We start from the raw sequence: 20,170 nt of genomic DNA, 5'->3' as shown, positions 1-20,170 counted from the left end.
GCCCGTGGACGGCCCCCAGCACCATGCTGACCTGCGAGCTCACCGGCATCACAGAAGCCTCGGTTTCGGCCGGAACGAACCTCTCCAGCGTCCCGGACCGACATCGGCCACGTCAGGGCAGACGGAAGCACCACCGGCGCGCGCCACGGCATTTACCACGCCCCCGGCGCGCACCGAAGGTGCGCTGAGTCGCTGACCTGCAATGCCGGTGATTTGGCGCGTAGCAGCAGGTAGAGCGTGTGCTGGTGACTGGGGCGCGGATTCAGGTGGTGGGGCGGGAGTGCACGCTGACGGCATAGCCGCCGCCTTGAGAGTAGGGATCTCCGCTCCAGGTGGCGTAGCGCCGGCGAAGGATCAGTCCGGCCTGGGTGCACCAGTGATCGAACTCCGTCAGAGTCACTGGAGGTTCCGGCAGCGGCAGGTGTGCCGCGTCCAGCCCCATGCCCGTGACCAGCAGTCCGCCGGGACGCAGGACGGCAGCCAGTTGCTGTACGACGGCTGATTCGGTGCCGGAGGCCAGCAGGGGGATGACGTTCCCGGCGGCAACCACCAGGTCGAAGCCCGGTTCCAGGCCGAGGGCATCCAGGTGCGCCAGGTCGCCGTGGAGCCATTCCAGCGCGGGGGCGTCACCGCGGGCGACAGCGAGCATGGAAAGGTCGGTGTCCACGCCGGTGCAGTGGTGGCCCAGCTCAGCGAGCCGGATCGCGACCCGGCCGGTGCCGCAGCCGGCGTCGAGGATCCGGGCGGCGGGCTTCAGCAGTGCGGCGCAGAAGACGGCCTCGCCGTGGATGTCATGGCCCGATTCGGCGAGCCGCGCGAAACGCTGGGCGTACTTCTCTCCGGCTTGTCCGCCTGTCAGTTCCGCCCAGCGGTCACGGTGCCTGCTCATGTTCTGTGCCTTCCGGTCAGCCTCGGTAGCAGAGGCGAGGACGCTGCCATCGCGCTTGATCGTGGGTGGGTAAAGACCTCGGAGCCTGCTACGAAGGTACGCGGGCGCGGCTCGTCTCAGCGAGCAGTCGCCGGACCGGATCACCACGGCCAGGCAGGTCACGAGCGCGTGGATGCCGGCCGTACGGTGTCGCAGCGGCGGGACGGTGACCTCGGACCCGAACCGCGCCCGCACCGCGGCGACGGGATCCGCCTGCCGGGACGCGACCACGCCGTCGGCATCCGGCAGCGCTTCGGCGCCCGCGCCGGGCAGCCTGGGCCGGTCATGGGTGAGCAGCGCGGCCACCCAGCCGGAGCGCCCGGCCGTGGTGCGCAGCACCCCGTCGAGTTGCCCGAGCACGTGCGCGGACAGCAGATCGAGATGCCGGAGCACCACCGTGCCGCGGTCCTCGGCGAGATCGTGGAAGACGGCCTGCAGCCATGGCGCCGCGCCGCCCCTCGCGTCCGCCGCATCGTGCACGCCGATCGGCGCCGTGGGCGCCACATGCCGGTGCACGGCCTGGACCAGCGCCTGCTTGCCGGTGCCTGCCTTCCCCTCCACCAGCGTCCAGCGTCCCTGCTCGCAGTGGCGGATCAACTGGCTGACGACGCCACGGAACACGGGGCTCGAACCGCTGATGCCTGCCAGCCGCGGCACACGGGCCACGGGGTGCTGGCCGGGCTCCTCCCGCTCCGCGACCAGCCGCAGTTCGATGAGATACGCGGCCGGGTGTCCGCCGGGCTCATCACCCTCCACCTGGCGGCCCCTCAGCTGCGCGGTTCGCCCGTCGCTGAGGAGCATCCGCTGCTCGCGCAGCCCTGACGGATCGGCGGCGAGTTCCCGCAGCCGCCGGTGGTCGGCCGGGCCGAGCATCTCCGTCGCGGCCGCGTCAGCGAGCAGCAAGCCGTCGGTGAGTGTGACCAGCGCCCTGGCAAGATCTGACGATACGTCAAGAAGCGCGCAGTGCCACCCGTTCGCGTTCCGAACCGATGCCGAGCAGCCGCTCCTCGATGTCGGCGGCGGCCTCCTGGACCAGCGCCACCATCAGCGGCGAGGCGGTGTGCTGCCAGGACGTCAGATACCGAGCACCCGACCACTGACCGGATTGCGGATGGGCGGTCCCGCCCGCGACCCCGAGACCGGCCGTGCCGTACTGCGCCGCGCCGTCGAGCTCGACGCCGACCATCTCGCGGAGGCCCGCGCGATCGCCCCGGTCGTGGCAGTGCAGAACGAGTTCCAAGCCGCAAAGCGCAACGACGTGGAACTGCTGGCCGCCTGCGAGGAGGCCGGCATCGTGTTCGTGCCCTTCAGTTCGGGCTCGGGGACGCGGCTCTGGAGCTGGAGCCGCTTCGCGGGCACGGCGGTCACCTGCCGCTTGACGAGGGTGACCAGGGTGTGGAGGACTCGCTGCGGCGGTACGCAGAGGAGATCGGGCTGTCCTTCTATACCGTCCGCACGCACCGGTGGGTGGCCGCGCAGTGGCCCGCCGAACACCGCCAGACGGGAGTCTCCTACGAAGTGCACCGGATCCTGGCCTCCGCGCCGGACCGGTTCGAACTGATCCGGAACCCGCCGCTGAGCGAGCGCACCGGCCGGCGCCGCTGGAGTGCAGAGGTGGCCAAGAAGTTAGTGGGCTGGAAGACCGAAGAGATCCAGGTCCCGGTCGCCGCCCAGGAGAAGGTCGAGGCGATCCGTGAACTGGCGCGCGATGACGAGGCGGTGGCGGCGCAGGTGGCCACCGACTTCCTGCGCCGGCCGGAGATCGCGTTCAAGGCCATGCGCGATGCCGAGGCCCGGGACAACGTGAACGAGGCCCAGTTCGAGCAGGCCGGGCTCGATGACGACGAGTTCGACGAGGAGTACGAGGAAGCCTTCGCCGAAGAGGGCGAGCCGTTCGACGCCCCGGCCCGCATCGTCCACAGCTGGCGGAAGTCGATGGAGTTCAACGACCTGATCGCCGTCTGCCAGGGTTGCCTAACGCATACACCCGTCCCAGCGACACGGGGAAGCCGCCGACCTGGTCGGCTCCTCAACGGTGGAAATGGCGTTCCGCTCGGCCCGGACCGGGTCGCGGTGAGCCCGCCGGTCGGGAGAGGGTGACGCTCGCCGCGGGCGTGGAGGTGCTGCCGGTGCTCACCCAGGGCTGGCAGATATATTTCGTAGCCCGATATATGCTCGGCGCATGACGCGACAGAGCCCGTCCCTGACGGAACCTCAATACTTCATCCTCGCTGCGCTCATGGATGGGCCGTTGCACGGTTACGGCATCATCAAGGCTGCCGAGCAGGCCACCGACGGGCGGCTCCGGATCGCTGTCGGCACCCTCTACGGCGCGCTGGAGCGGTTGGAGCGGGCCGGGCTGGTGGCCGCCGGCGACGAGGAGATCGTGGACGGACGGGCACGGCGCTACTACCGGCTCACGGAGGACGGCACCGAGGCGCTCGCCCGGGAGGCACTGCGGATGCAGCAGGCGGTGGCTGTCGTCATGGGGCGCTCGCGGGATGCCGGGGTGGCCCCGGCATGAACCGTCTGCTGCTCGCGGCCTACCCCGAGCCCTACCGGTCCCGGCAGGGCAAGGAGTTACTGGCCTGTCTGTCCGAGGCGTATCCCGGCCGTTCCTGGCCCCCGCCGCGGGAGGTCGTCGCTCTGGCGCGTGCCGGGGTGCAGGCCCGCGCCCGTGTCGTCGTCGACGATACGGCCCGGCCGTGGTGGCTGGACGGCATCCATCTGACCACTCTCGTCCTCGCCGCGCTGGCGCTGGTGCCGTACCTGCAGGATGTGTGGCACTGGGCACTGCACATCGATCCCGGCCGGCATGCCATCGCCTTCCGCTTCTCCGGCTGGTACCCGTGGGCAGCAGGGCCCACGCGTACGCGGCTGCTGCCCTACGGGCTGCTTCCGCTGGTCTGCCTGATCGCCCTGCTGCGCGGCAGGGCCTGGATCGCACTGCCGGCCGCAGCGGTGATGATCTATGCCGGTGCCACGTTCAACAGCACTACGTTCTTCGGCGACGAGGGCAAGGCGGGCCTGGGATACTACGGGCTGGGCGCCCCGATAACGGCCCGTGACCTGGTGCTGTCCGGGGCACTGTGCACCGCGTGCGCCGTGCTGGCGGCTTGCCGTCCCGGCCGGCTGCGGCGCCGCTCGTACCGCTGGCTGGTCCCCGTCGTGCTCGCCCTGTTCGTGGCCGGGGACCTGCACATCATTTCCGTCAGCCCGGCCTTCCAACGCGGCCTGTTCGCCCTCGAAGTCGCCGCGCTGATCGCCGCGTGGGTGGCGACGTCCGCCACCGGCGACTACCGGTGGCTGATCCCCGTCGCGGCGGTCGCGTTCATCCGCACCCAGGCGATCGTCGCCCAGCCGCAAGAGTTCATGCAGTCCCTGCCGGACCTGGTCGTCCTCCTTCTCCTGATCGCACCCCTCCCGGTCCTGGCGATCACCGCCCAGCGCCGGCAGAACCGGGCGCTCCTCGAATAGGAGCAGATCCCCCGGTGGGCCGGCCGATCCCGTCGGCCCACCGCGTGCAACAAGAGGCGCGTGGCCGAACTGCTCCCACGGAAGAAAGCAGGCGATGACCCAGCACGATTCCTCCACCCCGCCCACGCACCGGCCGACCGGCCCCGGCCAGACCTCGCAAGCCCCGGCCGGCCCCGGCCCCTGGCGGACGACACGGCGGCCGTGGACCCCAACTCTCGTGTATTCCCTGGGGTTCCTGGCGATCTACCTGCTCGCTGTCTGCACTCCGGTCGGGCAAAGGGCGGAGAACGCCGTGTTCGATCTCGGTGTGCCCGACATGGAGAAGGCATGGATCTTTCCCTGGTCGGGAGGGGCCTACGGCTCGACACCCCTGCCACCGCTGGAACTCAGCTACAGCAAGACCCTGATCGTGGGCTTGGCCGTCATCGCGGTCGTGACCCTGGTGCGCAGGTGCTGGTGGCAGGGGTGTGCGGCGGTCGGGGTCGTCGTGGGCACGATCGGGGCCAAGCAGGTGCTCAAGCCGGTCCTGCCCCGCCCGGACCTGGTAAACGCACGGGAAACGCTCATCGAGGGGAGCTTCCCCAGCGGGCACACGGCCATCCCCGCCGCGCTGACCCTCGGCGTCATCCTCGTCGCGTCCCCCCGCATCCGCCCCTACGTCACCACGGTCGGCGTGCTGTGGCTGGCCTGCATCGCCGCCGCCGTCCAGGCCCTTGGTCACCACCGGCCCAGTGACGTGCTGGGGGCAACACTGCTGGCCTGCATCTGCTACAGCCTCGTGTCCTGGCTGCTGCCCGCCGCCGCACCGGACATCACGCGGGGCCCCCGTGCGCTGCCGTCCGTCACCCTGGCACTGTCCGCGGCCGTCGCGCTCGCCGCCGGCGTACGGAGCGACACCCTCGCGGGTTCATTGATCGACGCCGCCGCGGCCTTCGTGTGCGCAGCCCTGCTCTGGTACACCGCGACGGAGGGGCCCGCACACACCGCACGCCGCACAAGCCCCACACTGGGCTGACCATCCGGCCGGTTCCAGGCAGGAACCGGCGTACCCTATCGGCCATCGACCCGGCGCGAGGCTGGACACTACAACCTCGGCCAGGACCAGGTCTCGCAGCTGGACGGCAAGTTCACCGATCGGGTTGACCAGGGCCAAGACGACGTCCTCCGGTTCCCCGGAAACGATTGCCGCTTCGGCGTCCTCCAGGAGATGGAGGGCGTCACCGGTAAGCTCCGCGCGGGCAGCGCGTTCCTGCGGGCTGAAGTCGGCCAGTTGCTCAGGAGTGAGGGCCGCGGAGTCTTTCCAACTGCTCTTGGAAGCAGGCCAGTTGCTGCATGGCTGATTCACAGCGTTCGGACGGCTCGCTTCTGGACGACTCGCCGCCACCAAGGTCCCCCGAGCCACGCAGCCACGGCCTCGCATCGGTACGTTTCCGGCGCCGCAGAAGACCGCAGGGTTGAAGCCGTCACAGAACGTAACAGATCACCGGTTCTGAAACAGCTTCTTTTAAGCGCTTGGGCTCTCCGCAGACAGGGCACGATCGGGGCGGACGGGCGGATGGCGTCGAAGTGGGTCGGGGCGTGCCGGACTGCATGGCGAGTACCGCCGCCGCGCCCACGATTCCGATCTCGCCGGTCTCCTTGATTCTGACGAGGCGTCGGGGCCGGGCCCGTGCGCCTTGATGGCCTGACCGAATGCCGGTCGCATGTCACCGGTCGCTGGCCTCGACTGCAGCCGGCGCTATGGTGGGCCTAAGTGGACCGATGTCCGCTACCCGGAACGTACCGGACAGCTATCCGGTTGGCAAGGGGCTGTGCTGGTGGGGGCCCCGAAGGAGGGGGAGTGGAGTCCAGGAACGGCGGGCCTCAGCGCTCGGACGCACAGCGCAATCGGGAGCGGATTCTGGAGGTGGCGCTGGCCGAGTTGTCGCGTGCTGTGGATGTCCCGCTGAGTCTGATCGCCAAGAAGGCGGGGGTTGGGCAGGGCACGTTCTACCGCAACTTTCCCAACCGTGAAGCGCTCGTCCTGGAGGTCTACGGCCACGAGGTGCGACTGCTCACGGACGCTGCGACGGAACTGCTCAAAACCCGGACGCCCGACCAGGCCCTGCGTGCATGGCTGGACCAGCTCGCCCGCTTCGCCGTCGCCAAGGCCGGCCTGTCGGACGCGATGCGTCAGATCGTCGGTACGACGGACGGCCCTGCGCAGCCGGGATACGCGCGGGTGGTCGCGGCGATCGAAGATTTGGTCGCGGCCAACCACGAGGCCGGCACCATCCGTCCGGGGCTGACCGCCGACGACTTCGTCCTGGCCATCGCCGGCATCTGGCAGATCGATGCCCGTGGGGACTGGCAAGCCCAGAGCGCTCGGCTCCTGGACCTTGTCATGGACGGGCTGCGCGCGGGGGCGCCAGGGCGAGGGTGACGATCGGGAGGCCGAGATCCGTGGGATCGGAGCCAATCTCTGTCGCGCAGGCGGATTCCCCTGCCATCCTTGCTCTTGGCAGGGAATCCCGGCCTTCAGGCCGGGCGGGAATGCGATCTTCGGCCCGGAGGCGCGAAGCGCCGGAGTTCTCTGCGTCTGCGGGGTGACGGTCAGGTTGGCCGCGTCTGGTTCTCGATGTAGTCCTCTCCACGTACAACGGGGCCTTGCAGGAACGGCGCGACGCCTACCGGCACGTCTCGAAGACGAGCGTCAGGTACGGGATGCAGTCCGCGCAGCTGAAGGACATCCGGGCGTTCGACCCGGAGCGTCAGGGCCGCTGTTCCTTCAGCTCGCAGCAGGCCACCTTGCGCCGTCTCGACAAAGCGTTCGCCGCGTTCTTCCGCCGGGTCAAGTCCGGTGACACGCCCGGCTATCCGCGCTTTCGTGGGGTGAACTGGTTCGACACAGTGGACTTCCCGAAGGACGGCGACGGCTGCCGGTGGAACTCCACCCCGCACGACCCGACCACCAGCGTCCGCCGCCAGGACGTGGGGCATGTGAAGGTCAACCAGCACCGCGCCGTGGCCGGCCGGGTCAAGACCGTCTCGGTCAATTGTGAGGGCCGTCGGTGGTTCGTCGTACTGACTGCCGAACAGGACCAGCCGGAGCCGCTGCCCGCGACCAGCAGCGCGGTCGGTATCGACCTTGGCATCGCGAACTTCCTCGCTGACTCGAACGGCGAGTTCGTCCCCAACCCGCGCCACGGGCGTAAGGCCGCCGCAAAACTGGACGTGAAAGTGAACGCGGCCGACCCGGGCTACACCGCGGCCGACTTCAACGGGCACAGCGGACCGCAGACAGCGACCGAGGGGACCGACGCGATTGTCGAACTCGCCACCATCGGGGTGGACGGACCGACCGGGACCTTCCGCGACCGTCACGGCGCGGTGGCCTGGTGAAGACCGGCCGGTTCGGCCTCCATCCCAGCAAGACCGTCAGCGCGAAAGGGAAAGACGCAACCATGACGAGCACCGACATCAGACACGATGACGTCTTCTGGAACCCCTGACCCGGCACCTGGGAGCGGGTGTTCACCGCGCTGATGGCCCAGGCCGACGTGGATGAGGGGCCTGGGCTGTATCGGTGGACTCCACGATCGTGCGCGCTCACCAGCACGCGGGGGAGTGGGGGCGCATGGCCAGACCGTATCTGCATTTCCGCACAGTGGGTGTGCGCTATTGGTGGTTGATTGCACACGGCGTGACGCCTTGGCCGCCGATAAGCTCGCGGAGGCGCTCCGAGCCCTGTGTAAGGATCTTGAGGTGCCCACCCCCAGAGCCCACGGCATCGACAAGGACGAGTGGTTCCGCCTGTTGCCCCTCATGGCCGAACAGGCACCGCTCGCGTCCGGATCCCCCGCCAACAACCCCGTCGTACCCACCGTGGACGAGATCCAGGATCTCTACGCGCAGATCTACGCCTGACACCCGGCGAGTGAGGAACTGATGGCCACGACAGCCAGGCCCGCGCGGAGACGAGATGACGACCGATGACTGATACCGCTGCGGTCGAGATTCTCGCCGACGTCCACCGGGGCGTCGGCCGCATCCTTTTGAACCGGCCCAAGGCGCTCAACGCCCTGACGACAGGCATGGTCGCCGCCGTCGACCGTGTGCTCGCTGAGTGGGAGCGCATGCCGCTCTCCGCAGTGGTGCTCGCCAGCACCAGCACGAAGGCGTTCTGCGCGGGCGGAGACATCCGCACGATCCGCGAGCACAGCCTCGCCGGGGATGCCGAGGCCAGTGAGCGGTTCTTCGCTTCCGAGTACCGGCTCAACGCTCGGATCGCCGAGTATCCCGTGCCGATCGTGTCGCTCATCGACGGCCTGTGCATGGGCGGCGGCCTCGGTCTGTCCGTCCACGGCAGCTTCCGCGTCGTCACCGAGGGCGCGGTGCTGGCGATGCCCGAGACCGGGATCGGGTTCTTCCCGGACGTCGGGGCCAGCTACTTTCTGCCGCGGTTGCCCGGCGCGATCGGCATGTACCTGGGACTGACGGGGCACCGGCTCGACGCGGCCGACGCCCTGTACACGGGGCTGGCCACGCACTTCGTCCCCGCGGACGGGCTCGAGGCGGTCGGGGATGCCCTGGCCGACAGCCCCGGCGACCCGGTGGACGTGGTCCTGAACCGCCTCGCCGACCGCTCCCCGGTGGCGGACAGCAGGCTGGCGGAGGTACGCGGGGACGTGGACTGGGCGTTCGGCGCGCCGACCCTCGGCGAGATCGAGAAGCGCCTGCGCCATCTCGACGCCCCCTGGGCGGCAGACGCGCTGGTCGCCCTGGAGTCCGCCTCGCCGCAGAGCCTGGAGATCACTCACTCCCTGCTGGCCCGGGGCAGGCAGCGCACGTTGCGCGAGTGCCTCAGCACCGAACTCGCCCTCACGCGCACGACCATCGGCTCGCCGGACTTCCTGGAGGGCGTCCGTGCGGCCCTGGTCGACAAGGACCGTACTCCCAACTGGCAACGTGCGCCGCTCGGCGGACGGACGCTGCCGTCCTGAGCGTGTCTGCCGTGATGACACTCCCGACACGCAATGGGTGCGGGGCTTGACCACGGCTCGGGGCGGCGTAGAGCCGCGTAGCGCGCTGTGCCACGAGCCGTATGGCGTGCGGAATGGCACCGAGATGCCTACAGCGGCGGCTCTCCGCGACCGTATTCGCCATTGGATCGCCGATGGCGTCATTACCCCGCCAGAGACCGTGCCGGACGGAGAGTCTGTGGCCGGCAGAGTCTCAGTCGTTGTCGGGCACCATCGAGACCACGACCTTGCCGGCCTTGGTACGGCCCTGCTCGACGTGCGCCATCGCCTCGAGCGTCCGGTCGAACGGGAAGGTGCTGTCGATGACCGGGCGGAGCTTCCCGCTGTCGTAGAGGGCACCGAGTTTGCGCAGCTGGGAGCCGTTGGCCTGCATGAAGAAGAACTCGTAGCGCACGTTCAGCGCCTTCGCCTGCTTGCGGATCTTGCGGCTGAGCGTGCTCATGACCAGACCCAGGAAGGAGGGGGCGCCGAGCTGCTTGGCGAAGCCGGCGTCCGGAGGGCCGACGACACTGATGGCCAGGCCGCCGGGCTTCAGCACGGTCAGCGACTTCTCGAGGTTCGCTCCGCCCAGGGAGTCCAGCACCAGGTCGTAGCCGGACAGCACCTTCGAGAAGTCTTCCTTGGTGTAGTCGACGACGACGTCGGCGCCGAGGCTCCTGACCAACTTCTCGGTCTTGGTGTTCGTGGTCGTCGCCACTGTGGCGCCGAGGTGCTTGGCGAGCTGGATGACTGTGGAGCCGAGGCCACCGGCACCGGCGTGGATGAGCGCCTTCTGACCTGGCTTCACCTGGGCACGGTCGACGAGAACCTGCCAGGCGGCCAGGGCCACCAGCGGCACTGCGGCTGCCTCTTGGAGGGTGAGTGAGGCCGGCTTGGGCGCGACATCGTCCATGTCGATCGCGATGAACTCCGCGAAGCCTCCGATCCGCAGGTCGTGCGGACGGGCGTAGACCTCGTCGCCGACGTTGAAGCCGTGCACGGCGGAACCGACCCGCGTCACGACGCCGGCCACGTCGTGGCCGAGCACGAACGGGAGCTTGTACTTCAGGAGCTGCTTGAACTCCCCGTTGCGGACCATCTTGTCCAGCGGGTTGATACTCGCGGCGCTCACTCTGACCAGGACGTCGCGGTCTCCGACGGTGGGCTCGGGTACTTCGGCGGCGCGTGCGCCGTCCTTGCCGTACTTCTCGACGACGAATGCCTTCATGCCGGCCGCCTTTCTGGGTGGGTGCTCCGGTGGTCGATGTGATTCTTCGCGCCGGTCTCCCTGCGCGCCCGTTTCTCGCGTGCGGCCGGGTTGAGGTGCTGGCCACGAAGCTACTTTCTGAGTATAGAAAAGTAAACTCAGGTGAGGTTAGGGTCACCCCATGGATGCGAGGGCCGAGGCTCTTCAGGGCGCCGGCATGGCCCACCGAGGGGCGACACGAACAGCCGGGGCCCAGCACTGCAATGGCGGCGGTCATGGATGCGGCAATCCCGTACGCACCGTCGACCGCCCTCCGCGCAGCCTGCCTTCCAGTGGAAGGTCACCGGCCCAGCCGGCCGGGTCACCGCCTACGCGCCACCCGCGGGGCAGCACGCCACCGCGCAGCTCTCTCTCACCCTTTACTTGAGGAAACATCCATGTTGAACGCCCTGTGGAACCCGATCGTCGCCGGGGAGATCTCCCTGCCGCACCGGCTTGCGATGGCCCCCATGACGCGGGACCGGTCCACCCCGGAAGGCATACCCACCGAGCTGAACGCCGAGTACTACGCCCAGCGCGCCTCGCACGCTCTCATCATCACCGAGGGCACCCAGCCCAACGCCGACGGACAGGGCTACCTGCTCACCCCCGGCATCTACTCCGAGGAGCACATCGCCGGGTGGCGTAAGGTCACCGACGCCGTGCACGGTGTCGACGGACGCATCGTCATCCAGCTCATGCACGTCGGACGGATGTCCCACCCCGACAACACCCCCCACCACCGGCAGCCGGTCGCTCCCTCCCCGGTGCAGCCGGCGGGCGACATGTTCACCCCGTCCGGCCCTCAGGAGATGCCGGTGCCGCGCGAACTGTCCACCGAGGAGGTCGCCGCCACGGTCGACGACTTCCGGCGCGCCGCGGCGGCCGCCATCGCGGCCGGCGCCGACGGCGTCGAGATCCACGGCGCCAACGGCTACCTCGTGCATCAGTTCCTCGCCACCAACACCAACCAGCGCACCGACCGCTACGGCGGCTCCATCGACAACCGCATCCGCTTCGCCGTCGAGGTCGCCACCGCCGTGGCCGAGGAGATCGGCGCCGGCTGCACCGGCTTCCGGATCTCTCCCGGGAACCCGTTCAACGACATCGCGGAGAGCGACACCCACGAGCTGTACCCGGCACTCGTGCGCGCCCTCGCCCCGCTCGACCTCGCCTACCTGCACATCGGCAACTGCGGCGACGACGAACTCCTGCACACCCTCCGCAAGCTGTGGCCGAACACCTTGGTTCTCAATCGGGCCGGCACCGACATCGCCACCCGCGCGAAGGACATCGAAGACGGCCTGGCCGACATCGTCACCGTCGGTGTGATGGCACTCGCCAACCCCGACCTGGTCGAGCGCGTACGCACCGGCGCGCCGCTGAACACCCCCGACCCCGCCACTTTCTACGGCGGCGGCGAGGCCGGTTACACCGACTACCCCACCCACACCGCCTGACAAATCCTGGCCATACCGGTCCTGGCGGACCGGTATGGCCAAATGGCCCCATGGAGGTACCACGTGTCTGAGCACGCTGCTGTTGAACTGAGCCCGGAAGCGATCGAATTCGCGGAATGGTTGGCCGCAGGGGCGAATCCCAGTCCGAGTTGGATGCGGCGCGCATCCAGGCGGAGCAAGTCCATCTCGCGGCCCGGGAGCCGGAAGGCGTCACCTATCGGGAGGTGGACGCAGGTGGCGTTCTGGGAATCTGGTGCGAACCCGTCGACGGAAACACCGACTACGTCCTCCTGCACAGTCACGCCGGGGGCTCCGTGCTGGCGTCAGCTTTTCCACCGAGCAGCGCGACAGCATCGAGGACGGCTGCCCCAACGCCGCCCTGCTCGACGAGATCGGACGCTCCACGGATCCCAGAGACAGGCGTACACCGACGGCGCGCTGGTCCTCGTCGACGGCTTCGCCGCCCGCCTGGCACCCCACGATCCGCCGTCGGCGCGTCTGAAGTCACTCAGCCTCCTCGGCATGTTGGCCGGGACGCTGCAACTCTCCCGTGCCCTGACGGACCGGCAGCTTGCCGACGAACTCCTCGAACAGGGAATCCGCAACGCCCTGGCACTGCTGGATGCCGAGCAGCACAACTGACCCGAAAATCCACCCTGAGATGCCATCCGCGTATCGATCACGGGGCTGGTCTGGTCGAACAGGGTTTCCTGATCGGGTGAGCGCACGAGACTCGAGTCGGCGTGCAAGTCGAACGGCACGCGCCCCGAGGGGCACGTGCCGTGTGGTTCCCTCGGGTAGGGGCTTATCCGGTCATGGACGGGGCGAAGGGTGACAGGGCGGGTGCGAGCTGCACACCGGGGGCCAGGCCGAGGGCGACTAGGGCGTCGGGCAGGCCGCGCCCGACGCGTGCGGCATCCATAGTGCCCGGGGCGGCCAGCTGGCTGCAGCTGGCGGCGATGATGTCAAACAGGTGCTGCACCCGCCCTGGTCCGCGGGGCAGCAGTTGGCCGTGGAAATCCTCGTGGTGGGCGAGAACGAGGGCCGCGAGACCGGCAACGTGGGCCGAGGCCGTGCCGGTGCCGTCGAGGGCCGCGTATCCGCCCTGCGGCGAGCATGACAGGACCGCCACGCCGGGAGCGGCCGCGTCGACGCCAGGGCCGTAGCAGCTGAACGGCGCGGCGAACAGTCCTTCTGGGGTCATTTGCGGGCCCACATGGGTGGCTTGGGAGGTGTCCGGCGGGAAGGACCCGAAGACTCCGAGCGCACCCACAGCGAACACGGTGGGCAGCGAACCGGGGAAGCAGACCGGGCCGCCAGAGTCGCCCGCGGGGGCGACGCAGGCGATACCCGCCGCGTTGGCGTCGGCCAGTTTGCGGGAGACCAGCGCCGACGGGTACGGGGTCGCCACGGCTACGTGCGCGATGTCGACCTCGCGTTCGATGCAGTGGTCCAGGGCGGCGATCAGGTCGCTGAAGCACCCCTCTGGCAGCACCTTACAGACCTCGATCTCGGCGTCGACCGCGGTGCCGATAACGCCCTTGCCGGTGTCCGCCCCGGCGATGACGCCCACCGCGTGCGTACCGGTGCCCACTGTGTCGTGGGTCCAGCCCTCCTTGGTGCGACGGACGAGGTCGACGCCGCCCCGCACTCGCTGCTTCAGGTCGGGATGCTCGGCGTCGACGCCCGAACCGATGATCGCGATCTTGATGCCGAAGGCGCGGAACGTGGGAGGCAGCCGGTCCAGCCGCATGGCCTGCTGGCCCCAGCCGTACTGCTGTCTCTCCTCGAGTCCCGGGTACACCTTGGCCAGCGGCGTGAGAGTGACCAGGTTCTGCTCGGTCACCGACAGGTCCGGACGACTGATCCAGCGGTCGGCGTAATCACCTCTGGGACGTACGTACAGGGACTGAATGGACTCCACGGTCTCCGTGGACAGTGTGATGGTCACCACCCCGTCGGCTCCGGTGACGCCCTGACCGGGCCACGACGAACCGATCAGGAACACGCCCGCGCCGACCAGCGGTTCGCTGTCCGGGCCGCACACGCACAACGAGATTTCCACAGGCTGCTCCAGCGGCGTGACCAGCCCGGGATCGCGCAGCGTGATCCCCGCGGCCGGCGCGGCGGCGGGTCCGGCTGCGGACAGCGGCAGGTCCGGCTCGATGTGAACGTGCAGCGACCGCATCGCCGGTACCTGGTCGTCGGGTGCCTCGACGACCGCGATTTCCGGGCAGGAGGGGGACAGCCCCACCGATTGGAGCTTCTCCGACGGCTGGAGCCTGCGGGCCACCCTGACCTCGGGCATCCGCTCCAGCCGGTCACACACCGCATCCATGCTGAGTTCGGGCACCCCCGGTGGGAGCAGGTGCTGCGGCAGCGGTGTCACCATGTACCGCTCCCGGCGCGGCTGCACCGTGAGCGGAGACGGGGCGCCTTTCCTGCGTGACGCCGTTTCTCTGCCTTCGGGTCCCAGTCCACCCGGCCCCGCGCCCTCGGACCCGCTCTCGCGGTTGTTTCCGGGCCTTTCCTTGACCATTGCGTCCACCTTCACCACGCCTATGTCGTCCTTTGCTCCTGATGGCGACGGGCGGCTCGCGCTTCCACAGTGAGGCGGTGTGCCCGGGAACAGCTCCCGGGCACACCGCATCGCGCGCCGCCCAGGGGTCAGCCGATACCGAAGGGCTGACCCATCTGCCCGAAGCCGAAGCCGGGCTGCTGCTGCGGCTGACCGAACGACTGCTGGCCGAAGCCGCCGCCCCACTGCTGCTGGCCCTGCTGGCCCTGCTGGCCCTGCTGGCTCTGCTGCACCAGCGTCAGGATCGCGGTGGGCAGCGCCTGCTGCACGGACTGCTCCACGGCGCTGCGCACGCCCTGGACCAGCGTCGTGTGCAGCGCGACGGCCAGGTAGGGGTGCGCGTGCTGCTGGGGAATGCCCTGCTGCTGCAGCTGCTGCTGGACCTGCTGGAGCTGCTGCAGCGTCTGCTGCATGCGCTGCGCGATCTGCTGGCTCGCCTGCTGGCAGGCCTGCTGGATGGTCTGCTGGACCACCTGGGCGAGCTGCTGCTGCGGCCCGGCGATCTGCTGCCCGAACTGCTGCATGGGCTGGGTACCGGTCATCACCGACATGAAGGCTCCATTCGATGCCATGGGAAAGCCCACATAAAGGATTATGTTGGCTTATCGGATTATTCCGACGCGCTGACGCTAAAGCGGCGTCGCCCCGACCGCAATCGCGAGCCGCGCAGGAGGGGGAATCCCCCAGGCCGGATCCGGCGACCGGTGAGCCGCCAGTGGCGCGGCAGGTCCCGTCGCCCGGCTGCTGGCGGCCAGCCTCAGGCGAGCGCGGCGGGGCCTGGCCCGTCCGGGTGAAAGGCGCTGCTTGTCGCCCCGCGACACCAAGAAATCGAACGGGAATGGGAGGGGGCGTAGACACAGGTGGGCGACGTCCTGCCGTTCACTGGCCGTACGGTCGGAACGCCGGAACACCGCGCAACCTGATGGAGATCCTCGGTGTCAACGGCACACCCCCTGCCGTGTCCGCTGCCAAGTCGGGCATGAAAGTTGGATCTTCCCCAACACCGACTTGGTCGTCGACAAGCCCCCATCCCGCAAAAACCAAGAAGCTTGATCGACACGCCCAGCACATCACCGAGGATCACGGAGGGGAGTGCATAGATTAGGCCCATGGCCCTACTGCGTTGTGAAACGTGGTGGGACGCCCCGACTGGCTTGGCTCCTGACGGTCTTCGGGGCGAATGGGATATGGGGTAATTGGCAGCCCGACGGTTTCTGGTTCCGTTAGTTCAGGTTCGAGTCCTGGTATCCCAGCCAGCTCGGGTGCCGCCCATCGCGGCAGGCACCGGCGAGGCGGAACGATTGGACGGGTGGCCGGAGAAGGTCGCCAGGTGCAGGCTGGGACTGTGCCTCCAGCGCTGGCGCCCATGCTCCCGGTGATCGGTCCCGCCCCGAGGCCGGAGATCGAGGCGGAGTACGCATACGAGACGCTCTGGAATGGGGCGCGGGTCATCGCCCACCTGCCCGGAGACGGAAGTCTGCGGCTGCTGTCCCAGACCGGGTTGGACGTTACCGCCCAGTACCCCGAACTGAAGGAACTGGCAGCACTGCTGCCCGGGCCTCAGGCGGTGCTCGACGGGGAGATCATCACCCTGGACAGTGAGGGACAGCCGTCGGTGGAACGCCTGCAGCAGCGCATGAGCCTGCACCACCCGGAGGCGGTCAGTCACGCCATCGAGGACCTACCCGTCCAGCTGATGTTGTACGACATCATCTACCTCGGCGAGCCGACTGTGCAGCTGCCGTACACCGCCCGCCGCGACCTCCTCGACGACCTCGCCCTGGCCGGCCCAGGCGTCAGTGTGCCCGCGGCCTGGCCCGCACCCGCCGAGCTGGCCCTTCAAGAGACCCGCCTCGAGGGATACGACGGTGTCGTCGCCAAACGCCTCGCCAGCCAGTACCTCCCCGGACGTCGCACCCGCGACTGGATCAAAATCAAGCATCTGTCGCGAAGGTGACCCGCCACTTGGCTGGACGGTCCGCTGTCGCGGAACCGCGGCCCTGAGAGATCTACCGGCATCCCGCACCTGTGTCACTCGACCAGGCGATCGTCCAACGCTGGCTCCGGACCGGGAGGCAATGAATGACCTACGGCCCGAGATGGGCACCGAGCCCAGATGGGCAGTGACTTCCTCGCCGGTGAAGGGTGCGCTGCCGGGTCGAGTGGCCGATCGTGGTGCCGATACCTGAGTATCTAAAAATAAACTCAAACGCGGTTAGAATCGCTCCCATGGATGCGTGGACCGAAGTTCTTCAGGACACCGGCCTGGACCCCCGACTCGACCGGGACACGTCCAACTGCTCGATCGCGCGGACCCTTGAGATCGTGGGCGAGAAGTGGACGATCCTGATCCTGCGTGAGGTGTGGTACAGCTCGTCCCGGTTCAGTGACTTCGAACGCGTCCTGGGCTGTCCTCGTAACCTGCTGGCGGCGCGGCTGCGGATGCTGGTGGAGGAAGGGATCCTGGCGACCGAGACGTACAAGGAACCCGGTTCGCGCAGTCGGCCGAAGTATGTGATCACCTCTAAGGGTATGGATCTGGTGCCGGCCGTGATGGGGCTGCTGGAGTGGGGTGACCGTTACCGCGCCGACCCGGAGGGGCCGGCGGTACTGGCGCGACACCGCGAATGCGGCGCGCACGTCGACGTCCAGATTCGCTGCCGACGGGGCCACGCCGTGCAGGCGGAAGACATCGAGAGCGTTCCCGGCCCGGCATTTCGTATGAGGTCGCCCGGGTGAACTGAGGACTCGTCCGTCAGCTTTCCGTAATCCGGCAGTTGTGTCGTGTACGCGCCTGATGGAGGCGGACCTTGGTGCGGTTTCCGCAGCGGGACATGGAGCACCAGCGGCGGTTGTGGGCAGGGGAGCGGTCCAGGAAGCGCAGTGCGCAGCGCTCCGCTGCGCAGACGCGTACGCGCCGGATCTCGGCGGACAGAAGCAAGTCGGCGGCGTCCTGAGCGATGAGCGCCAGTGTGGGGTCGGCGGCGAGGGTCTTGTTGCGGTGGCCTCCAGGCGGTCGTGGGTGATGACGAGTCGCAGGGCGGGTCTGGGGGCCGCCGCTGCCGATCGGTTGAGCAGCGTCACGTCGCCGGGTGTGGGCAGGTGCCCGTCGGCGACTGCCAGTACGGCCCGGTCGACGGTCTCGCGCAGCCGTCGGGCGGACATGAGGACGGCTGGTGTGGCGGGATCGGTGGTCCCTGGTGCGAGCAGAAGGGCATGCCCCGTGCGATCGCGCGGGAACACCTGTACATCTATCTGAACTCCCCCTACAACATCGCGAAGTTCCGTTGGCTGTGCTACTCGGAGGAGGAGATCGCCGGTGGCAGCGACCGCATCGTCGACGACCTCGTGTTCTGGGGCGACCTGGAGACCATCGTCGAGAAGCTCCATGTCCATGTCGAGGCCGGAGCCGATCACGTCGCGGTGCAGGTGATCGTGATCGAGCCGGGCGAGTCCGCGATGCCGTACTGGCCCATGCTCGGCGAGGCACTCCCGCTCCCGGGCGGCACCACCTGATCCGCAGTTCATGCAGGGCGCCGGGCCTATGACGGGCCGCGGCGCCGCGACCGGGGTGGCTTGCCGAAGAAGCCGTGCGGTGTGTCACGCGGCGGCTGCCCGCTCCCTGACCCGCTCAGCCGCTCACTCGCGCACCGCCCCCTTGGTGGCGTCGGCGATGAAGCTGCGGGCGAACAGGGAGAACACCACTACCAGCGGCAGTACGGCGAGCAGTACGCCGGCCATCACCATGGCGTAGTCCTGTCGACCGTGCGAGACGTTGAGCTGGGAGAGGGCGACCTGCAGGGTCACCTTGTCGGGGTTGACCAAGGCGACGAGCGGCCAGACGTAGTCGTTCCACGCGGCGACGAAGGTATAGATGCCGAGGAAGGCGAGTCCCGGCCGGACGGCCGGCAATCCGACGTGCCAGTACTGCCGGAAGAAGCCGCAGCCGTCCATGCGGGCGGCGTCGATGAGTTCGTCGTGAATGGCGCCGATCATGTACTGGCGCATCCAGAAGATGCCGAAGGCGTTTGCTGTGGCCGGGAATATGACGGCCTTGAGTGAGCCCAGCCAGCCCAGTTCGGCCATGATGAGGTACTGGGGGATGATCGCGAGCTGGAGCGGCAGCATGAAGATGGCCATCAGCATGGCGAACAGCACGCGCCTGCCGGGGAATTCGTATTTGGCAAAGGCGAACGCCGCCAGGGAATCGAGGAGCAGGACGAGCGCCGTCGTGCTCACGGCCACGACGACCGTGTTGAACATCGCCCCGAAGAAGTCGATGCTGTCCAGCAACCGCTGGATGTTGTCGAGCAGATGAGGCCCGAAGGTGAGCTTCGGCGGGTATTTGGAGATGTCCTGCGTCGTGTTGGTCGCCATCACGATGGTCCAGTAGAACGGGAACATCGAGATCAGGACGCCGACGATCAGGATCGCGTGGAGGAGCAGTCCTCTGGCGGTCAGGGGCCGGCGGACTCTCAGTGCCTTCACCCCTTCCTCCTTCCTTGGACGGTTCGCCAGTTGATGGCCACGAACAGTAGGATGACCAGGAAGAACGCCCAGACGATCGCGGCGGCGTAACCGAAGTTGTTGTTGTCGAAAGCCTGGTGGTAGAAGTACAGAAGTGTGGTCAGCCCTGCTTGTCCCGGCCCGCCGGAATTCGGGTTGTTGGCCGCGTTGCTGCCGAACAGGACTTGAGGCTCTGTGAAACTCTGCAGGCCGTTGACCGTCGAAATGATCACCGTGAACAGAATGATCGGGCGCATCATCGGAACGGTGATGGAGAAGAAGGTTCGTACCGGCCCAGCGCCGTCGAGCTTGGCCGCCTCGTAGACATCAGAGGGAATCGCCTGCAGACCGGCCAGGTAAATGATCATGTTGTAGCCGGTCCACTGCCAGGTCATCAGCATGGCGATGACCGCTTTGATCGTCCACTCGTTGTTCAGCCAGGGGACCGACGGCACATTCACCGCCTGCAATGCCGCATTCACGACGCCGTACCGGTCGCTGAAGGCCGAGAAGAAGAAGATGGAGACCGCGACCACTGAAGTGACGTTGGGGACGAAGTAGGCAACGCGGTAGAAGCTGGTGAGGCGGCGCGTGGAATTCAGCAGGGTGGCCAGCACGAGCGCCATGAACAACATGGGGAACGTGGCGAACACCCAGATCACCAGGGTGTTCCGCAGCGCCAGCCAGAAGGTGGGGTCGTCGATCAGGAAACGGAACTGGTCGAACCCGACGAAGGTCATCTCGCCGATGCCGTCCCAGCGCTGGAACGCCAGGTACAGCGAATAGATCATCGGGAAGAACAGGAAAGTCAGGAACAGCAGGAAGAACGGCGACACCGCCACGTACTGCGGCCAGAAGGACAGAAGCCGCCGCAGCCCCCGGCGCCGCTCGGGCCGGCCGGTACTCCGGGCGGTCCGGCGGTGCTTCTGTGGAGCCTCGGGCGCTGCGGCGGGTCCGGCCGTGGGGGGTGCTGCC

Annotated in this window: 20 protein-coding genes, 1 tRNA gene and 1 pseudogene; 13 read left to right on the top strand and 9 right to left on the bottom strand. The window is 68.3% G+C overall.

Features of this window, described 5'->3' with window-relative positions; all coding sequences use genetic code 11:
- Positions 1–262 precede the first annotated feature (262 nt).
- Both ABD357_RS11605 and ABD357_RS11600 read right to left on the bottom strand, forming a co-directional pair.
- Entirely contained in the window at positions 263–889 is a 627-nt protein-coding gene (locus ABD357_RS11605; RefSeq protein ID WP_344389564.1) for a class I SAM-dependent methyltransferase, read from the bottom strand.
- A gap of 988 nt (positions 890–1,877) precedes the next feature.
- Entirely contained in the window at positions 1,878–2,168 is a 291-nt protein-coding gene (locus tag ABD357_RS11600) for a hypothetical protein (RefSeq protein WP_344389566.1), read from the bottom strand.
- A gap of 155 nt (positions 2,169–2,323) precedes the next feature.
- On the opposite strand from ABD357_RS11600, the gene ABD357_RS11590 reads away from it, so the two are divergent.
- The 8 genes from ABD357_RS11590 to ABD357_RS11555 all read left to right on the top strand — a co-directional run bounded on the left by ABD357_RS11590 (position 2,324) and on the right by ABD357_RS11555 (position 9,387).
- The gene (locus ABD357_RS11590; protein WP_344389551.1) at positions 2,324–3,028 is read left to right on the top strand and encodes a DUF6192 family protein; all 705 of its coding nucleotides are present in this window, start codon (positions 2,324–2,326) and stop codon (positions 3,026–3,028) included.
- Positions 3,029–3,110: 82 nt separating this feature from the next.
- Positions 3,111–3,452 (top strand): PadR family transcriptional regulator, encoded by a 342-nt coding sequence (locus ABD357_RS11585; RefSeq protein WP_344389549.1) that lies wholly within the window; start codon positions 3,111–3,113, stop codon positions 3,450–3,452.
- Entirely contained in the window at positions 3,449–4,405 is a 957-nt protein-coding gene (locus ABD357_RS11580; RefSeq protein WP_344389547.1) for a hypothetical protein, read from the top strand. Before ABD357_RS11585 ends, ABD357_RS11580 begins: the two co-directional genes overlap by 4 nt.
- A 94-nt stretch (positions 4,406–4,499) precedes the next feature.
- Positions 4,500–5,420, top strand: coding sequence for a phosphatase PAP2 family protein (locus ABD357_RS11575; RefSeq protein ID WP_344389545.1), 921 nt, complete (start codon positions 4,500–4,502; stop codon positions 5,418–5,420).
- A gap of 825 nt (positions 5,421–6,245) precedes the next feature.
- The gene (locus ABD357_RS11570) at positions 6,246–6,827 is read left to right on the top strand and encodes a TetR/AcrR family transcriptional regulator (protein WP_344389543.1); all 582 of its coding nucleotides are present in this window, start codon (positions 6,246–6,248) and stop codon (positions 6,825–6,827) included.
- Between the two features lie 224 nt (positions 6,828–7,051).
- The gene (locus ABD357_RS11565) at positions 7,052–7,786 is read left to right on the top strand and encodes a transposase (RefSeq protein ID WP_344389541.1); all 735 of its coding nucleotides are present in this window, start codon (positions 7,052–7,054) and stop codon (positions 7,784–7,786) included.
- Positions 7,787–8,149: 363 nt separating this feature from the next.
- A complete protein-coding gene (locus tag ABD357_RS11560) occupies positions 8,150–8,311 on the top strand; it encodes a hypothetical protein (RefSeq protein ID WP_344389539.1) in 162 nt (53 codons plus the stop codon).
- A 65-nt stretch (positions 8,312–8,376) separates the two neighbouring features.
- The gene (locus ABD357_RS11555; protein WP_344389537.1) at positions 8,377–9,387 is read left to right on the top strand and encodes an enoyl-CoA hydratase/isomerase family protein; all 1,011 of its coding nucleotides are present in this window, start codon (positions 8,377–8,379) and stop codon (positions 9,385–9,387) included.
- 232 nt (positions 9,388–9,619) lie between these two features.
- On the opposite strand, the gene ABD357_RS11550 is transcribed toward ABD357_RS11555, so the two are convergent.
- The gene (locus tag ABD357_RS11550; protein WP_344389535.1) at positions 9,620–10,633 is read right to left on the bottom strand and encodes an NADP-dependent oxidoreductase; all 1,014 of its coding nucleotides are present in this window, start codon (positions 10,631–10,633) and stop codon (positions 9,620–9,622) included.
- A gap of 416 nt (positions 10,634–11,049) precedes the next feature.
- Between ABD357_RS11550 and ABD357_RS11545 the strand changes: the two genes are divergently transcribed.
- Positions 11,050–12,111: an alkene reductase gene (locus tag ABD357_RS11545; protein ID WP_344389533.1), complete on the top strand. Its 1,062-nt coding sequence runs from the start codon at positions 11,050–11,052 to the stop codon at positions 12,109–12,111.
- An 805-nt stretch (positions 12,112–12,916) separates the two neighbouring features.
- Here the strand turns inward: ABD357_RS11545 and ABD357_RS11535 are convergent.
- Both ABD357_RS11535 and ABD357_RS11530 read right to left on the bottom strand, forming a co-directional pair.
- The gene (locus ABD357_RS11535) at positions 12,917–14,503 is read right to left on the bottom strand and encodes a S8 family serine peptidase (RefSeq protein ID WP_344389531.1); all 1,587 of its coding nucleotides are present in this window, start codon (positions 14,501–14,503) and stop codon (positions 12,917–12,919) included.
- Between the two features lie 275 nt (positions 14,504–14,778).
- On the bottom strand, positions 14,779–15,240 hold the full coding sequence (locus ABD357_RS11530; protein ID WP_344389529.1) for a hypothetical protein: 462 nt from the start codon (positions 15,238–15,240) through the stop codon (positions 14,779–14,781).
- Between the two features lie 630 nt (positions 15,241–15,870).
- Between ABD357_RS11530 and ABD357_RS11525 the strand changes: the two genes are divergently transcribed.
- The 3 genes from ABD357_RS11525 to ABD357_RS11515 all read left to right on the top strand — a co-directional run bounded on the left by ABD357_RS11525 (position 15,871) and on the right by ABD357_RS11515 (position 17,428).
- Positions 15,871–15,945: transfer RNA gene (locus tag ABD357_RS11525), tRNA-Gln, on the top strand.
- Positions 15,946–16,034: 89 nt separating this feature from the next.
- Positions 16,035–16,646 carry an ATP-dependent DNA ligase gene (locus ABD357_RS11520; RefSeq protein WP_344389527.1) on the top strand — a complete coding sequence of 204 codons (612 nt, stop codon included), beginning with the start codon at positions 16,035–16,037 and terminating at the stop codon, positions 16,644–16,646.
- Positions 16,647–16,918: 272 nt separating this feature from the next.
- Positions 16,919–17,428, top strand: a complete 510-nt coding sequence (locus ABD357_RS11515; RefSeq protein WP_344389525.1) for a winged helix-turn-helix transcriptional regulator — start codon at positions 16,919–16,921, stop codon at positions 17,426–17,428.
- A 16-nt stretch (positions 17,429–17,444) separates the two neighbouring features.
- Here the strand turns inward: ABD357_RS11515 and ABD357_RS11510 are convergent, their stop codons facing one another.
- Positions 17,445–17,630, bottom strand: coding sequence for a CGNR zinc finger domain-containing protein (locus ABD357_RS11510; RefSeq protein WP_344389524.1), 186 nt, complete (start codon positions 17,628–17,630; stop codon positions 17,445–17,447).
- Positions 17,631–17,731: 101 nt separating this feature from the next.
- Positions 17,732–17,839 (bottom strand): annotated as a pseudogene (locus tag ABD357_RS11505) (CGNR zinc finger domain-containing protein); the annotation flags it as partial.
- Between ABD357_RS11505 and ABD357_RS44645 the strand changes: the two are divergent.
- Positions 17,792–18,205 (top strand): LLM class oxidoreductase, encoded by a 414-nt coding sequence (locus ABD357_RS44645; protein WP_425584816.1) that lies wholly within the window; start codon positions 17,792–17,794, stop codon positions 18,203–18,205. The pseudogene ABD357_RS11505 and the gene ABD357_RS44645 overlap by 48 nt on opposite strands.
- 123 nt (positions 18,206–18,328) lie before the next feature.
- Here the strand turns inward: ABD357_RS44645 and ABD357_RS11500 are convergent, their stop codons facing one another.
- Together ABD357_RS11500 and ABD357_RS11495 are read right to left on the bottom strand one after the other, a co-directional pair.
- Complete coding sequence (locus tag ABD357_RS11500) at positions 18,329–19,177, bottom strand: carbohydrate ABC transporter permease (RefSeq protein ID WP_344389522.1); 849 nt, start codon at positions 19,175–19,177, stop codon at positions 18,329–18,331.
- Positions 19,174–20,031 carry a carbohydrate ABC transporter permease gene (locus ABD357_RS11495; protein ID WP_344389520.1) on the bottom strand — a complete coding sequence of 286 codons (858 nt, stop codon included), beginning with the start codon at positions 20,029–20,031 and terminating at the stop codon, positions 19,174–19,176. Before ABD357_RS11495 ends, ABD357_RS11500 begins: the two co-directional genes overlap by 4 nt.
- Between the last annotated feature and the right edge of the window lie 139 nt (positions 20,032–20,170).

The sequence above is a fragment of the Streptomyces vastus genome (assembly GCF_039532825.1).
Taxonomy (GTDB): Bacteria; Actinomycetota; Actinomycetes; order Streptomycetales; family Streptomycetaceae; genus Streptomyces; species Streptomyces vastus.
This window is presented reverse-complemented; position numbering and strand designations above follow the sequence as displayed.

What these genes read in the sequence shown, in the direction of transcription:
- ABD357_RS11605 (WP_344389564.1), bottom strand. Translation starts at nt 889, where the DNA reads ATGAGCAGGCACCGTGACCGCTGGGCGGAACTGACAGGCGGACAAGCC.
- ABD357_RS11585 (WP_344389549.1), top strand. Translation starts at nt 3,111, where the DNA reads ATGACGCGACAGAGCCCGTCCCTGACGGAACCTCAATACTTCATCCTC.
- ABD357_RS11580 (WP_344389547.1), top strand. Translation starts at nt 3,449, where the DNA reads ATGAACCGTCTGCTGCTCGCGGCCTACCCCGAGCCCTACCGGTCCCGG.
- ABD357_RS11575 (WP_344389545.1), top strand. Translation starts at nt 4,500, where the DNA reads ATGACCCAGCACGATTCCTCCACCCCGCCCACGCACCGGCCGACCGGC.
- ABD357_RS11555 (WP_344389537.1), top strand. Translation starts at nt 8,377, where the DNA reads ATGACTGATACCGCTGCGGTCGAGATTCTCGCCGACGTCCACCGGGGC.
- ABD357_RS11550 (WP_344389535.1), bottom strand. Translation starts at nt 10,633, where the DNA reads ATGAAGGCATTCGTCGTCGAGAAGTACGGCAAGGACGGCGCACGCGCC.
- ABD357_RS11545 (WP_344389533.1), top strand. Translation starts at nt 11,050, where the DNA reads ATGTTGAACGCCCTGTGGAACCCGATCGTCGCCGGGGAGATCTCCCTG.
- ABD357_RS11535 (WP_344389531.1), bottom strand. Translation starts at nt 14,503, where the DNA reads ATGGTGACACCGCTGCCGCAGCACCTGCTCCCACCGGGGGTGCCCGAA.
- ABD357_RS11530 (WP_344389529.1), bottom strand. Translation starts at nt 15,240, where the DNA reads ATGTCGGTGATGACCGGTACCCAGCCCATGCAGCAGTTCGGGCAGCAG.
- ABD357_RS11515 (WP_344389525.1), top strand. Translation starts at nt 16,919, where the DNA reads ATGGATGCGTGGACCGAAGTTCTTCAGGACACCGGCCTGGACCCCCGA.